We start from the raw sequence: 15297 nt of genomic DNA on the forward strand, positions 1-15297 counted from the left end.
ATGAAGATCTTGGCGATTAATGGCAGTCACCGCAAGGGTAAGAATACTGCGGAGATGCTAAATACTGTATTGGCGGAAGCAGAGGCTCAAGGCGTGGAAACGGAATTGGTTGAACTGATGGACTATGAGATCAAAGAGTGCATATCCTGTAATAAGTGCCTGTTTAAGCCGGAGTGTAGCATCAAGGATGATGACATGGATAAGCTGTACGAAAAAATGCGTGAAGCCGACGGAATTGTTTTTGGTTCGCCCGTCTATTTTTCCAATGTAACGGGGCGGATGAAGGATTTTATAGATCGCAGCCGCCCGCTGCATATGGTGGCCAATGAGCTGGATGGCAAGGTTGGCGGCGCGGTGGTGCATGCCGACTTACGTAACGGCGGTCAGGAGCTGGCACTGGCAATCCTCAATGCTTATATGCAGGGACAGGGAATGCTGGTGTCCTCCGATAGAGGCGCAGATGAAGGGATTGTGAACACAGGAGCCATGGGAACTAAGTTTGCCTCCTGTGAAGAGGGTAAGATGCGTTTTGTCAAAAGAGTAACCCAGGATGAAGTGGCGCTGACGTCCTGTCAGCGGCTAGGCCGCAATATGGCCAAGCTTGTCCAGCGACTGGGCGCAGAATAGCGAATTGGTTACTATTTCGAATTATTAGAACCGGGACAATTGTCCTGATGAAGTTTGCAGGGATTTTCTAAAGCATTACGAATAGATTATAGCAAGGGGGAGCAACAAGACCAGTCATCAAGTCGTTGGTTTGCACCCTATCAAACTGCTATAAACTTCATGAAATAATGGGTAAATTAAGCTTCCTCTTAATACTATGTATAAGAGGGAGCTTTGTTTTTTTACACTTATATGTGAATGAGGTCACAAAAAAGGGGGAGCAGCTTGCAAAATACACTTCTTTACGTGGTTTCCCGTTATGTGGTGCCGGTGATGCAGATTTATGGCCTGTATATCATCTTTCACGGCCATGAAGCTCCGGGCGGAGGTTTTGCCGGCGGAATGGTACTGGGGATTGGGTTGGTTTTGTATTCACTGGTCTTTGGCCTGAGTGAAGGCCAAAAACGGGTTCCCTTCGATTTGGCCATGGTGGGGGGGATTATCCTGATAGTTACCATTTTTGCTGAAATTCTCATCGGCCATGTATTTGAGATTGGCATTGGACTTATAGTGGCTTTGGTTGCTCTGTCAATTTTTTCAACACTGGTGGAGGAGGTGTGACCGCTTGGATGTAATATCCCGGATTGTTCAGAATTATCCTTATTTTGTCTCTGTGGTGCTGTTTTGTATCGGCATCTACACTGTACTGTCCCGTTCTAATCTGATGAAAAAAATAATCGGGATTAACATTATGGGCAACGCCATCTTCCTGTTTTTGATTGCAGCAGCCAATATCCGTGGTGGCGTGGCACCAATCCATGATGGTCAACTTCCGGAGGGGGTGCATTACGTTAATCCTCTACCGGCGGCGCTGGTTCTTACCGGCATTGTTGTGGCTCTCAGCGTAACAGCCTTTGCCTTAAGCATAGTGGTAAAGCTGTATCAGTATTATGGAACCATTGAAGCAGACGAAATCCTTGAGATAAGGAGCTGCGACTAATGTTTGAACTTTTGGATACACATCCGCCGGTGTTGGTATTGTTAGTGCTGATGGCCGCTTTTCTGATGCCTGCATTTGCTCATTTCGGACGCAAAGCCTGCGGCCCGGCCGCCGTTTTAACCATGGTTGCCGCTTTTATTTACAGTTTGCATTTTGCCCTTATTACCCGTGACGGTCAAACTATCGCCTATTCGGTAATGGGCTGGGATGCTCCCTGGGGCATTGAAGTAATTATCGAACCTTTTTCCGCATTTATGCTGCTTGTTATTAGCGCTGTTTGTCTGGTAATCATGATTTACAGTATGAGTTCCCTGGGGCGGGAAATCCCGGCAAGCGGCATCGGCTGGTATTATACCACTTTCTTATTGTTGGTTGGTTCCATGATGGGAATGGTGATGACCAATGATTTGTTTAATATGTATGTGTTCATTGAAGTAACCGGGATTGCCGCCTGTGCACTGGTGCTGGCCAAAGGAGGGCGCCTGGCCACCGAAGCATCATTTAAATATCTGCTGCTGGCCACTGTGGGCTCCGGTTTTGTATTGACTGGAATCGCCCTGATTTATGTGATAACCGGTAATCTGAATATCAGCTTTGTTGCCGCAGAGTTTGCTCTGGTGTATCCGCAGTATCCGTATTTGATTTGGACAGTGCTTAGCTTCTTCCTGGTGGGCTTTGGTATAAAGTCGGCACTCTTTCCTCTTCACGTCTGGTTACCCGATGCTCACTCCTCAGCCCCCACCACTTCCAGCGCCGTCCTGTCCGGCCTGGTGGTAAAAGCATACATTGTTGCATTGGCAAAATTTTATTTCCAGATTTTTGGTTTTGATTTGTTGGATCAGATTTTTATCCGCCATATGATTTTAATTATGGCCACCGGGGCCATATTAGGCGGCTCCATGTTTGCCTTCGTGCAGTTGGATCTAAAAAGGCGCCTGGCATATTCCAGTGTGGCTCAGATAGGCTACATTTTCCTGGGGCTTGGATTGTCCAGTCCCATTGGCCTGGCGGCGGGCATCTTACACATCTTTAATCACGCCGTTATGAAGGCATGTCTCTTTTTGGCAGCAGGTGCCATTTACCGCCAAACCGGTGAGAAACGGGTGAACCGTTTGCAGGGCCTGGCCTTTCAGATGCCCATCACCATGTTTGCCTTTAGTATTGCCGCCCTTTCCATGGTGGGGCTGCCCCTCTTTAGCGGATTTATATCCAAGTGGTACCTGGCCCTGGGCAGTATTGAGGCGGGAATGCCCATGTTTGTAGGACTGATCATCTTAAGTGGATTACTAAACGCCAGTTATTTTCTGCCCATTGTCTGGCAGGCGTTTTTCGTGGTGGATGAGCAGGAACCCAAAACGTTTACCATGGATAAAATTCCTGTTTCCATGTCCGTTTCCTTGGTTGTGCTGGCCATGGCGGTTATCTATTTTGGTATCAATCCCGAGTTCCCGCTGGCCTTGGCAACAAAAGCTGTGGGGGTCTTACTGCATTAGGGAGGTGGTTTAATGTACTATATTCGGGCAATTATTGACAAAAAGGGGTTTCTGATGATTGTTTGCATTTTGCTGGGGTTCTGGTTTTTAATGACCCCTTCGCTGGATGCGTACAACGTGATTGTGGGTATCGGTTGTGCATTGGGAGTTACGTATTTCTGGAACACCGACTTGTTTAAGCCCGGGGAGCCCATGGGTTTTAAGCCGCTGCAGCTGTTCAAACTGTTTTATTATTTAGTATTGCTTGTCTTTAACATTGTTGTAGCCAATATCCAGGTGGCGCGTATTGTGCTAAGTAGGGATATGCCAATTTCACCCGGTTTTATTGTGGTGAAAACAAAACTTACCCGAGAACTTACCCGGACCCTGTATTCCAACTCCATTACCCTTACACCCGGGACCGTCACCATTAACCTGAAAGATGACCGGCTGCTTGTTCACGCCCTGACAAAAGAAGCGGCGGATAATGTCTCCGATTGGTATATGCAGGATAAACTGCGGGAAGTTGAGGTGATCAACGAATGATTCAACTCAGCCTGGAAGGGGTTTTCCTGGGGCTTGTAGTTTTGTCGTTTCTGGCCCTGTACCGCATCATCTGGGGTCCACATGCCTCAGACCGCATTTTGGGCACCAACGTGGTGTTAACCAATGTAATTATGGCCATTATCATTCTGGCACATATCTTTGAGAACTACACCTACCTGGATGTGGCGTATGTTTATGTGCTCAGTGCTTTTGTAGGCACAATCTGTGTCATGAAAAGTCTGGGGAAGGGGAAATTGTCATGACCTTACTCTATGAGTTGGCGGTAAGTTTTTTACTCTGGGCCGGACTGTTCTTTCTCTTTGTGGGTACTGTGGGCCTAATCCGTTTGCCCGATTTATATACCCGCATGCATGCCACTTCCAAGTGCGATACGCTGGGGGTCGGGCTGATTTTGCTGGCCATGATGACGCAAGTGTCCGGCTATAATGCCATGATTAAACTGGCTATTATCTGGGCCTTTATCTGGTCCATCAATCCATTGGTTGCACACATCATCGGTTATGTGGCTTATCTGCGGGATGAAGAGCATGTGCCGGAAACATTTTTTATTGACTGTTACGATTCTCCCTACCCTGGTAAGGAGATGGCGGGAAAGGAGGATGTCCATGCCTGATTGGCTGGTTTTCATTCTGCTGACATTTCTGATTGTAGCGGCTCTGGGAGTGGTATTTATCCGCAGCCTGCTCTATGCCGTTATCATTTTCGGCGGGTTTTCCCTGGTTATGGCTCTGCTTTGGCAGCACTTTAACGCTCCGGATATTGCCATTACCGAAGCTGCGGTGGGCGTGGGCACCACAGTGCTGATGGTGGCGGTGGTTACCAGGGTAAGGGGGGAAGAGCAGTGAAAGCACTTTTTAACGTGTTGATTGTTTTGCTTTTGGTGTTGATTGGTTATATGCTGCTGATGACCGTCAGTGAAATCCCCCCTTACGGTGAAGTTGATGTGCCGGCCAATAATTATGTCCCCCAGCGGTATGTGGAGCAGGGGTATGAGGAGACGGGGGGCCATAACCTGGTAGCCAATATTATCGTGGCTTATCGGGCCTATGATACTCTGGTTGAAATTACCGTATTGTTTGTAGCAGTTATTGCCATCTTCCTGTGCTTAAAGACCGGGCACCCTGTGGAGCATAAGGAGGACGGTTGTTCTCAGAAAACAACGCTATAAGAGCAATATTTATAAAAGATGTTACAGCGCAAATGATTTGTAAGGGAGTGGGCGTAAATGTCTGACCCTCTACTCATTCTGGGTGCGATTATTTGCCCTATGGTGGGCGCGTTGCTTTTGGCGTTGGTTCCGGAGGAAAATAACCGGGTCCGTAATCCATTGGCTGTTCTCACTGCAGTGATTACCGCCTCCTTTGTAGTCACCCTGTTTGTGCGTGTGCTAAACGGTGCTGTGCCCGCTGTCCATGTGATAACACTGATGAGGGGGTTGGATATAGTTTTCAGGGTGGATCCCCTGGCAGCGGCTTTTTCCACATTGGCCTCGGTGTTATGGGTATTTGCCGCCCTGTACTCCACCGGTTATATGGCCCATGAGCATAACCGCCGCCGTTATTTTACTTTCTATATTCTTTCCCTGGGTGCTACCATGGGGATTGCCTTTTCCGCTAACCTGTTTACGCTATATTTATGTTACGAATTTCTCACCATCTTTACGTATCCATTGGTAATTCATGCCGGAAACGCCGAAGCACAGGCCGCCGGTAAGCGCTATATTATTTACAGTTTCCTGGGAGCGGGACTGATATTGTCGGCCATTGTGATGACCGCCGGTGCGGTGGGAACCATCACCTTTGCTTCCGGCGGCATATTAACGGTGGCAGACGGCCCCGCCCACTATCTACAGCTCATTTTCCTCTGTTTTATTTTGGGGTTTGGCGTAAAAGCTGCCATTATGCCTTTGCATGCCTGGCTGCCGGCAGCCATGGCGGCGCCTACTCCCGTCAGTGCATTGTTACACGCCGTGGCAGTGGTAAAGTCAGGGATCTTTGGCATTCTGCGTGCCATGTATTCTGTTTTTGGTGTGGAAACCCTGGGGGAGCTAAGCCTGGGTTTGTTTGTGGTGGTTATAGCCAGTATCACCATTGTTTCCGCTTCACTTATAGCGCTGCGTCAGGATGCTCTGAAACGCCGATTGGCCTATTCCACCATCAGCCAGTTAAGTTATATTATTTTGGGGGCCGGCCTGCTCTCAGTGGCGGGAGCCACCGGTGGGATGCTGCACATGATTAATCATGCCCTTTTAAAAATCACCTTGTTCTTCTGCGCCGGTGCAATAATTACGGTGACCGGGAAGAAGAAAATCAGTGAACTAAACGGCGTTGGGGTGCGCATGCCGCTGACCATGATGGCTTTTACCGTAGGTAGTATCGGCATGGTGGGAATTTTGCCTGTTAACGGCTTTATCTCCAAGCTCTATCTGTTGCAGGGCAGTTTGGATGCCGGTATGTTGGCGGTTATCGCCGTACTTGTTGTCAGCGCTATATTAAATGCTTTATACTTTTTTCCCATTGTGATTACAGCGTTTTTCCGTCAGGGAGCTTTTGAACGGGCCAAAGGCCCGGAAGCTCCGCTTACCATGCTGGTGCCGGTATGTGTTTTGGCGGTGATTTGCATAGTGCTGGGCATCAAACCCGATCTGACAATTCCGTTTGTGCGCAGTATGGTTGATTTTCTAATGCCCTTAGCGATGTAATAAAACGAAAGGGTGATTATTGTGACTCTGCTGCTTGTACCGGTTTGGGCCCCGGTGGTTACAGCGGTGGTGCTGCTATTTCTGCCGGCCAGGGTCAGGCGTGTATTTATTGGCCTTTCTCTGGTGCCGGTAGGCGCCGTGGCTGTGGCGCTGTTGGCCGGAGTGGATTTGGGCGGCCAGGTTACTGTCTTTGCTTCCGCTTTCCAGCAGCAAACGGGAGTGTCATTTTTGTCATTTAGCCTGCACCCCATTGGTGGTATTGCCCTGCTTGGCTTTACCATGGTTATTCCGCTGGGCATGCTTTTTGGGTTGGAAGTATCCACAAAAGCCCAGCAGGCGGTGGCTCTTTGTGCACTGGCCGGTGCGGCAGGGGTAGCCTTGGCAGACAATTTTCTCACATTCCTGTTTTTCTGGGAAGTGCTAAGCATCACTTCGGCAACCATGATCTTTTTGCGCCGCACAGAGCAGGCAGTTAAGATGGCCTACCGGGTATTATTTTTGCAACTGTTGGGTGGGCTGGCTCTGACGGTGGGCATAGTATTGCATTATCATGCCACAGGGTCCTTTGCCATGACAGCTCCTGCAGCGGGCTTGCCCTTTTTCATTGCCGGCATTGGTGTAAAGGCGGCCTTTCTCCCACTGCATGTCTGGGTGCCCTGGGGGTATCCGGTGGCACCGTTTTCCGCCAGTGTTCTGCTGGCAGCACTCTGTACAAAGGCCGGTGTTTTTGCAGTGGCCCGTATCTTGCCGGCGTCGGAAGGCATAGCACTGATGGGTGCTTTGATGGCCATTGTTGCCGTCAGTTTTGCCCTGGTTCAGCATGATATGCGGCGTCTCTTATCCGTTCACATTGTCAGCCAGGTGGGCTATATGGTGGCCGCTATAGGGCTGGGCAATTACTATGGAGTGGACGGCGGACTGCTGCATATGGCTAATAACATGGTCTATAAAGCTTTGTTATTTATGTGCGCCGGCGCAGTTCTCTACTGTACCGGAACGGAAGATCTGCATCAACTGCACCATCCTCCTAAAGGGGAAGAGGGCCCTCCTCTCTGGCGGTCATTGCCGCTGGTTACCGTGGGGGCAGTGGTTGGTGCGCTGGCCATTGCCGGTACTCCGCTGTTTAACGGGTATATCAGTAAATATCTTATAAAAAATGCCTCCTACGGTGTGGAGCCGGTGGAAACGATTTTACTGGTTGCCGGTGTGGGGACGGCCTTATCTTTCACCAAGTTTATCTACTTCGGTTTTTATAAGGCCCAGGCCAGGGTTTTGCGCCCGCCCAGAACCACTATGACGGTAGCTATCATGATTTCGGCTGCCGCCTGTGTTCTGTTTGGTGTCTACCCACAGGCTTTGCAGGTGCTGTTGCCGCACCAATCCGCCCTGAATGTTTATTCTATGCAGGGAATTTTCGTTTCCCTGCAGGTAATAGCTGTGGCGGTGGGTGTGTTTGCTTTGATGAAAAATATACTGGAAAGGGGGATTCATGCGCCACAATGGGCCAACGGTTTGGCGCAGATTGCCGCCGGCACAGCCCATTCTGCTGCAACCGGAACGGTTCATTTGGTGGACTATATCACCGGCGGTATGCAGCAGTTGGTTTCCGGCGCCGGGGATTTGAGCTTTAAGGCCATCTTCCGCATGTTTCAGAAACTTGATTACCAGCCGGGAGAGTCCAGATTTTTTCGTTTCATCAATGTCAGAAACCTGGAATTTGACGTCATGCTTGTGATAGTCATTTTCGGAGTGCTGGCGGTTTGGTATCTGTTTATGACACTGGAAATACAAATTATTCATACCAACCCGTTTTAACAAGCCGGCATCCGGTGTTTTGTTGCCAGAATACACTTATCCGGATATAGAGCTGGGAAATGGGAGGGTACTGTCCCCAAAAGGGCGGCGCCCTCTTTGTGGTGTAGTAAACTTCTGTTGCTTAGGAGGGAGTCTATGTTGATATCGCCGTTTTGGGCCATTTTGGTCCCGGCATGCGGTGGTGGTTTGATTGCTCTTGTTAAGGAGCATCAGGCCCGTGCCAGAAATGCACTTGCCGTCATTATTGCCTTAATCACATTTCTGATAGTGGCGCCGGCCCTCCCTGTGGTATTGCAAGGAGAAACCATCACCTGGACTGCAGTACAGATTACACAGGGCTTAAGCATTTCCTTTGCAGTGGAGCCTCTGGGCGTGCTGTTTGCCGTTTTGGCATCCCTGTTGTGGGTGTTTGCCGCCATTTATGCCACCGGTTATATGGGCCATGAGTATCACTGCCGGCGTTTTTTTACCTTCTATATTCTGGCATTAAGTGCTACCATGGGTGTGGCATTTTCTGCAAACCTGTTTACCATGTATCTTTTTTATGAATATCTGGCCTTAATTACATATCCGCTGGTTATTCACGCCCAGACCCGGGAGGCCTATGCGGCGGGTACCAAATATATTATTTATTGTTTTGTCAGCGGAGCCATGGTTTTTCTCACCATGTTCATTTTCGGCGGAATTGGAGAAAGCCTGACCTTTAGTACTGCCGGCATCTTTGGCTCCGTTCTGGAGAGTCATGCACTTACTTTATGGATTATGTTTTTTATTGCGGTGATGGGGTTTGGTGTCAAAGCCGCCATAATGCCGCTTCATTCCTGGCTTCCTTCGGCCATGGTGGCGCCTACACCGGTTAGCGCCCTTTTGCATGCAGTTGCTATAGTTAAGACAGGAATTTTTGGAATCTTACGTGTTATGTTCTATCTTTACGGGGTGGAAGCACTGCAGTATCTGGGTGTAACCAATATCCTGGCGGCCATTGTGGTACTCACCATCATTATTGCATCGGTATTGGCCATTCGTCAGGAAAAGCTTAAATCACGGCTGGCCTACTCCACCATCGGCCAGTTGGGCTATATCACCCTGGGAGCGGCTATGCTCTCCCCGTACGGTTTGACCGGCGGCATAGTGCACATCATCAATCATGCTTTCCTTAAAATCGTGTTGTTCTTCTGTGCCGGAGCTATTATTACACAGACCGGCGCCAAATATCTGGAGCAGTTAAACGGCATTGGAAAACGGATGCCTTATACCATGTTTTTCTTCTCTTTGGCCAGTATCGGTCTTATCGGAGTTCTTCCACTGGCAGGGTATGTCAGCAAACTGTACCTCTTGGGCGGTAGTATTGAATCCGGCCTGCCCATTCTTGGATTTGTCCTGTTAACCAGCGCTATTCTCAATTCAATCTATTATTTCCCCATCATCATCCGGGCTTATTTTTCCGAAGGATCGTACTCTGCTCCCCAGGGATTGGAAAGCCCGCCTGCCATGTTTATTCCCACTGCGGTTTTAACGGTGATGTGCTTTGTGTTTGGATTTTATGCTCAGCAGACCACTCTCCCGCTGGTTAATCTGATTGTTGCCTCCATATTCCAATAGCGAAAGGAGTTGTAGACAAATATGAACACAATTCTCTGGCAACCGTGGGCAGCCATAGGAGTTTTGGCCGTGTCCGCCCTGATGGTATGGCTTGGCGGCGAGAAAAACCATAAAACAGGTTCAGCTCTTTCGCTGTGTTCGCTTACCGCCGCATTTGTTATTTTGGTCACTTTAGTCAAAAGCGTTCTGGCCGGGGAGCGGCTTGGTGCTACTTTAGATATGCTGCCGCCTTTTGGCCTGTCAATACAAATAGATCTTCTCAGCCTTTCGCTGGCGCTATTGTTTCTCTTTTGCGGTGCAGTTCTTGCATTATATACCGCAACCTACCCGCTGAAACAGGGATACCGTCGCTTTAAGGCCATATTTCTCTTTATCCTGGCCTGTGCCACCGGGGTGGTACTGGCAGGGGACCTGCTTACGCTGTTTCTCTTCTTTGAAGCCATGTCCCTCTCCTTTTTCCTGCTGGTTATCCACCATCGTACCCGTGAAGCCGTGGCCGCTACAATGAAATTTCTGTACATGACGGTGGGAGGCAGTGTGCTCTACTTTATGGCCCTGGCAGTGGTTTTTGTGCAGTCACAGAATTTTTCCTGGCAGGACGGCGGGTTTATGACGGCTGGAGCGTATACCTCGCTGGCCTTTGTGGGTTTTGCCATCGCCTTTGGCATGAAGGCAGGGATGTTTCCGCTTCATCTGTGGATGGCAGACGTATATGGGCAGGCGCCTCCGCCGGCGGTGGCGCTGTCGTCTATGATAATGCTGAAAACCGGGGCCTATGGCATGATTCGTATCTTTCATCAGGTATTCGGTGTGGAATTAATCCGTGAGCAGGGTTGGCATGTGGTAATCCTGGTCCTGGCCATCATCTCCATCATCTATGGTTCCCTCTGCGCCTTTGCTGAGCGGGACCTGCCCCGTCGCCTGGCATATTCAGGTATTGCTCAGCTGGGATATATCCTGTTTGGCATATCTCTTTTAACCTCCGAAGCCCTCATTGGCGGAGTCTATCATATTATGGGCCACGCCATGATGAAAGGAACACTGCTTTTATGTGCCGGCGCCATACTAGCTAAAACCGGGAAGCGAAAAATTGCCGATTTGGCCGGGATCGGCTGGCAGATGCCGCTGACCATGAGCTGCTTTTCCTTTGCGGCTCTTACTGCGGTGGGTTTGCCACCCATGAATATTTTTATTAGTAAGTGGTATTTAAGCCTGGGAGCCCTGGTTAATGAACAGCCGCTTTTGATTCTGATTCTGCTTTTAAGCAGTGTAATGAATGCCGCTTATTACCTGCCCATTGCCTTTACGGCATTCTTTGGCGAAAGAAACCGGGATTTACACGCTTCACTGCTTTGGGACCGGTTGCCGCTGGGGATGTGGGTTTCCATGCTTCTTTTGGCCATAGGTAGTGTGGCATTTGGCCTGGGAGCTGAAAATGTGCCGCTAAATTGGGCGCAAAACATTGCCGCCGCTTTCTTCAACTAAGCTGACAAAGGAGGGATATAGTTTGCATTTATTGCCGGGAATTACTGTTATAGTGCCGTTTATCTTTGCCATATTCCTGCTTGTTTTCTGCCGACGAAATGAAGCTGCCATGAAAGTGATGGCCCTTGCCGGTTCCGTTCTTTCATTTCTGTCCAGTGCGGTCATGCTCCCCGCATTGGCAAGCGGGCAGACATTGGGAACCGGTATGCATTATATGTCATTTCCCCTGGCCATATCATTTCAGGCCGATGGGATCAGCATTTTCTTTGCCGTTATCTTTTCCTTTTGTTTTATGTTGGCGTTTATCTATTCCTTTGGTTACCTTGGCCATGGGCACGGAAAGCTGCGCTACTATGTGCTGATGTTGTGTTCCCAGGGTTCCATTCTGGGGGTGGTAATGGCCTATTCCCTGTTTGGGCTCTTTCTCTTCTTTGAGTTGATGGCCATCATCTCCTACGTACTTGTCATCCATGAAGAGGATGATAAGGCCATGTATGCCGGCTCCAAATATCTGTTTATGACCATCGTAGCCGGCTTGGCCATTTTCTTTGGCCTGGCAGTGACCTACTTTTTAGGCGGCCGGCTGGATTTTGTCGCCGGAGGATATATTGAAGCTTCACCTCTTGTAGGCTACGCCTTATTTGCTTTTTTGATAGGCTTTGGGCTTAAGGCCGGGATGTTTCCTCTTCATATCTGGCTGCCCGATGCACACCCTGCCGCTCCCGCTGCGGTAAGCGCCCTATTATCCGGCTGCATGATCAAAACCGGCGCTTACGGATTCATCCGGTTGATACATTATGTGTTCACTGTGGAGGCGGTGCAAAGCATCGGCTTTGATACCATCCTGCTTTGGCTTTCTGTAATAACTATTCTGTTAGGCTCGGCGTTGGCACTGCAGCAGGACCAATTAAAAAGACGGTTGGCCTACTCCAGCGTGGCCCAGATTGGTTATGTGCTGCTGGGAATTGCCATGCTTTCCGAACAGGCCCTGATGGGGGCACTGTTTCATATTTTCTCCCATGCGCTGATGAAAGGAGCCCTCTTTCTCTGCGCCGGGGCCATTATGGTGCAGACCGGCAAAAAGTATATCAGTGAAATGCGGGGAATTGGCTATGAAATGCCGGTGACCATGCTGGCCTTTACTCTGGCGGCGGTTACAATGGTGGGAATCCCCCCGTTTAATGCCTTTATCAGTAAATGGCACCTGGCCATGGCGTCGTTGGATAGCGGCCAGACATTCCTGGTAGCAGTGTTGATTGTCAGCAGTCTGCTAAACGCCCTGTACTATTTTCCCATCGTGGTTAATGCTTTCTTCGCCCGGGACGTGATGGAGCCGGGCAGCAAAAAAAGGCACTGGCTGCGAGATGAGGTGCCTGCCGGGATGGTGTGGTCCACAGCACTTTTGGCAGTACTCTGTGTAGCCTTTGCCTTTATACAACCCCACTGGCCGGTGGTATTTGCCGCCAAAATTTCAGCGGTAATCTTTTAACTGTTTGAATATAGTACACTAAGGGAGGGAGAAAATGTGTTTAGTGCAGCGTCTGTCCCGCAAGAATCCGCGGCTATTCCCAGTTTTTTGCCGGTAATTTTAATCCTGCTGCCGGTGGCGGGAGTGGTGGCGCGGGGTCTGATCTCCCAGTCTACAGGACATAGCGCAGGCCTTTTTAACCGCTACCGCGTGAGAAAGGCGGATTTATTCAGCAGTGAGTTTGTGGTGGCCATAATTTTTATTGGTTTGTGGCTCTATACCGTTTTGGGCCAGAGGTCATTTACAGCGGCGGTGCCCCTAACCGGCACTTTGCCCGGCTCCGAACTGTTAAGTGATATTACCCCGCTTTTGGTGGTGCTGCTGCCCTTTGCCGGTGCCCTGATTTCCGGACTCATCGGCCGCTCTAATAAGGATATACGTGATTGTGTGGCAACCTGTACCGCTTTTTTAACCTGTGTGTTGGCCATTTCCATGTATCCAATGGTGGCCGCCGGTGAGGTTAGCTACGCATTACCGGAATTTATGGGCCTTGGCCTTTTGTTCCGGGTAGATTTTTTTGGGTTTGTCTTTGCCGTAATGGCTTCTTTCATCTGGTTTTTAGCTACCTTTTATTCCGGTGAATACATGCGCCATGAGCATGCTTCCACGCGCTACTATGTATTTTTGCTGCTGTCGCTTGGCGGAACACTGGGTGTATTTCTGGCCGGCGACTTCCTCAGTTTGTTCCTGTTTTTCGAAGCCATGACCCTGTTCTCGTATGTGTTGGTGGTTCACGCACAAAGCGAAGAGGCGATGGCTGCGGGGCGCAACTATCTTTACATGGGTATTTTCGGTGGGCTGTGTCTCTTGGTGGCCATCATGATGGTAACCATGCATGCCGGAACCACTGCCATTGCCCCGGGCCTTGAATCCCTGGCAGATATGGGTACCATGGGATATGTGGCGGCCGCACTGTTTTTTATCGGCTTTGGAATTAAAGCGGGGGCGGCGCCGCTGCATATCTGGTTGCCGCAAGCCCATCCGGTGGCACCCACCCCGGCCAGCGCATTGCTCTCAGGGATTATGATTAAAACCGGGGCATACGGCATTATCCGGGTATTTACCTTGTTGTATACTCCGGCGCAAGGGGAATCACCCCTGTGGTATACCACAGAACAGTTTGGCTATGCCTTGATCTGGTTTGGAATGGTCACCATGTTTACCGCAGCTGTCCTGGCCTTGGTACAGCGCCACGCCAAGCGGGTATTGGCATACAGCAGTGTGAGTCAAATGGGCTACATCCTGATGGGCATAGGAGCTGCGGCTTATCTGGGCTTTGACGGAGCCATAGGTTTTGCCGGTTGGGCGTATCATATCTTAAACCACGCCTTCTTCAAATCGGCCATGTTTTTAATGGTGGGTGCCATTTACCTGCGAACCCACAGCCTGGATTACAGTAAAGTAGGGGGGCTGTGGCGCAGATTTCCCGTCACCGCTGCGGCATTTTTGGTGGCAGGTGCCGCAATTGCCGGAGTGCCCGGTTTTAACGGGTATGTCAGTAAAACTTTGCTTCACCACGCCATTGTGGATGCCTGGCAGGCTCAGGGTGTTACTTCCCTGTGGTATGCAGAAAAGATTTTTACCATCACCGGTGGCCTCACCGTGTGCTATATTGCCCGGCTTTTTTACTCACTGTTTTTGGGCCCGGCCAGGGATGGAACTCATAAGTATGCCCGGGAAACGTTTTTGGAGCGCACCATTTTTGCCGGCTTTGCCGCTTTCCTGCTCTACGGCGGGCTGGCCTACAGCAATGTGATTGAACGGGTGATTCTGCCCATGAGCAGCGGTTTTGTCTATAACGATTATTACCTGAATTATGTGGCAAAAACCGGTGTCTGGAATGTGGAGGATTTGTCCGCCATTTTCATCTCCCTGGGTATAGGCGCCGTCACCTTTATCCTGCTGTCCCGCATTGATTTCGCGCTTCCCCTGCCGCAAAAGCTCAGTGTGGAACGGCTAATCTATAAGCCGGTTCTTAACTTTTCCGTTAACATGTTTATGGCGGTGGGAAGGGGGATTGAGTTCGTTACTGAAGGAGTGTTGGTGGGCAGTGTGCGGCCCAGTGTATTTCTGGCACGTTTAGCAGGCAGCGCTGATGCAGGCCTGTTGCCCCGGGTGGGAGAAGCTGTGCTGCTTGGCCTGACGCAAATGCGGGAGTCCGTTTATACGTATGTGGTGAGCATGGTGCACGAAGTGCAGGTATATACCCGGGAGGCGGAATGGGTGGCATTTTTCACCATGATTAAACTGGATTACAACCACCGGGGAGATCATCTGTATAAGAAGCTGACACTGATGAACCTGGACCTTTGCCTGTTTATCATCATTGTCACTTTAGTGATAGTTTTCAGTCTGCGCTTCTTAACCCTGATGGTTCCGTAATAATGTATTCCCTGTGGAGCACAGCAGTGCTGTGCGCCACAGGGAATTATAACGCTTTGCAGTCAGCAAAGCAAAAATTTACCGTATAAATTTACAGAAAATTGTGATAATATAGAAGTGAGTTTGGTTTCTAAAAATG

The 15297-nt window shown here is 49.7% G+C and carries 15 protein-coding genes; all 15 read left to right on the forward strand.

The features are described from left to right. The 15 genes from DEALDRAFT_RS12270 to DEALDRAFT_RS16175 all read left to right on the forward strand — a co-directional run bounded on the left by DEALDRAFT_RS12270 (position 1) and on the right by DEALDRAFT_RS16175 (position 15158). Positions 1-627 (forward strand): flavodoxin family protein, encoded by a 627-nt coding sequence (locus tag DEALDRAFT_RS12270; RefSeq protein ID WP_008517926.1) that lies wholly within the window; start codon positions 1-3, stop codon positions 625-627. A 264-nt stretch (positions 628-891) separates the two neighbouring features. Next, positions 892-1227 carry an MnhB domain-containing protein gene (locus DEALDRAFT_RS16165; RefSeq protein WP_008517928.1) on the forward strand — a complete coding sequence of 112 codons (336 nt, stop codon included), beginning with the start codon at positions 892-894 and terminating at the stop codon, positions 1225-1227. 4 nt (positions 1228-1231) lie between these two features. Further along, positions 1232-1606, forward strand: coding sequence for a sodium:proton antiporter (locus DEALDRAFT_RS12280; protein WP_008517930.1), 375 nt, complete (start codon positions 1232-1234; stop codon positions 1604-1606). Next, positions 1606-3099, forward strand: a complete 1494-nt coding sequence (locus DEALDRAFT_RS12285) for a complex I subunit 5 family protein (protein WP_008517932.1) — start codon at positions 1606-1608, stop codon at positions 3097-3099. The genes DEALDRAFT_RS12280 and DEALDRAFT_RS12285 overlap by 1 nt, the downstream gene beginning before the upstream one ends. 12 nt (positions 3100-3111) lie before the next feature. Further along, positions 3112-3624 (forward strand): Na+/H+ antiporter subunit E, encoded by a 513-nt coding sequence (locus DEALDRAFT_RS16170; protein ID WP_008517933.1) that lies wholly within the window; start codon positions 3112-3114, stop codon positions 3622-3624. Further along, a complete protein-coding gene (locus DEALDRAFT_RS12295; RefSeq protein WP_008517935.1) occupies positions 3621-3887 on the forward strand; it encodes a monovalent cation/H+ antiporter complex subunit F in 267 nt (88 codons plus the stop codon). Before DEALDRAFT_RS16170 ends, DEALDRAFT_RS12295 begins: the two co-directional genes overlap by 4 nt. Further along, positions 3884-4258, forward strand: a complete 375-nt coding sequence (mnhG, locus tag DEALDRAFT_RS12300; RefSeq protein ID WP_008517937.1) for a monovalent cation/H(+) antiporter subunit G — start codon at positions 3884-3886, stop codon at positions 4256-4258. Before DEALDRAFT_RS12295 ends, mnhG begins: the two co-directional genes overlap by 4 nt. Then, on the forward strand, positions 4251-4490 hold the full coding sequence (locus DEALDRAFT_RS12305) for a hydrogenase subunit MbhD domain-containing protein (RefSeq protein ID WP_008517939.1): 240 nt from the start codon (positions 4251-4253) through the stop codon (positions 4488-4490). Before mnhG ends, DEALDRAFT_RS12305 begins: the two co-directional genes overlap by 8 nt. Then, positions 4487-4813, forward strand: a complete 327-nt coding sequence (mbhE, locus tag DEALDRAFT_RS17095; RefSeq protein ID WP_008517941.1) for a hydrogen gas-evolving membrane-bound hydrogenase subunit E — start codon at positions 4487-4489, stop codon at positions 4811-4813. The genes DEALDRAFT_RS12305 and mbhE overlap by 4 nt, the downstream gene beginning before the upstream one ends. Before the next feature lie 57 nt (positions 4814-4870). Continuing rightward, complete coding sequence (locus DEALDRAFT_RS12315; RefSeq protein WP_008517942.1) at positions 4871-6346, forward strand: monovalent cation/H+ antiporter subunit D family protein; 1476 nt, start codon at positions 4871-4873, stop codon at positions 6344-6346. Positions 6347-6367: 21 nt separating this feature from the next. Beyond that, positions 6368-8161: a proton-conducting transporter transmembrane domain-containing protein gene (locus DEALDRAFT_RS12320; protein ID WP_008517944.1), complete on the forward strand. Its 1794-nt coding sequence runs from the start codon at positions 6368-6370 to the stop codon at positions 8159-8161. Between the two features lie 135 nt (positions 8162-8296). After that, a complete protein-coding gene (locus DEALDRAFT_RS12325) occupies positions 8297-9763 on the forward strand; it encodes a complex I subunit 5 family protein (protein WP_008517946.1) in 1467 nt (488 codons plus the stop codon). Positions 9764-9784: 21 nt separating this feature from the next. Then, complete coding sequence (locus DEALDRAFT_RS12330; RefSeq protein ID WP_008517947.1) at positions 9785-11248, forward strand: complex I subunit 5 family protein; 1464 nt, start codon at positions 9785-9787, stop codon at positions 11246-11248. Positions 11249-11270: 22 nt separating this feature from the next. Beyond that, entirely contained in the window at positions 11271-12737 is a 1467-nt protein-coding gene (locus DEALDRAFT_RS12335) for a complex I subunit 5 family protein (RefSeq protein ID WP_008517949.1), read from the forward strand. A 36-nt stretch (positions 12738-12773) separates the two neighbouring features. After that, positions 12774-15158 carry a complex I subunit 5 family protein gene (locus DEALDRAFT_RS16175; protein ID WP_008517952.1) on the forward strand — a complete coding sequence of 795 codons (2385 nt, stop codon included), beginning with the start codon at positions 12774-12776 and terminating at the stop codon, positions 15156-15158. Positions 15159-15297: the final 139 nt, after the last annotated feature.

The organism is Dethiobacter alkaliphilus AHT 1, from assembly GCF_000174415.1.
GTDB lineage: Bacteria > Bacillota > Dethiobacteria > Dethiobacterales > Dethiobacteraceae > Dethiobacter > Dethiobacter alkaliphilus.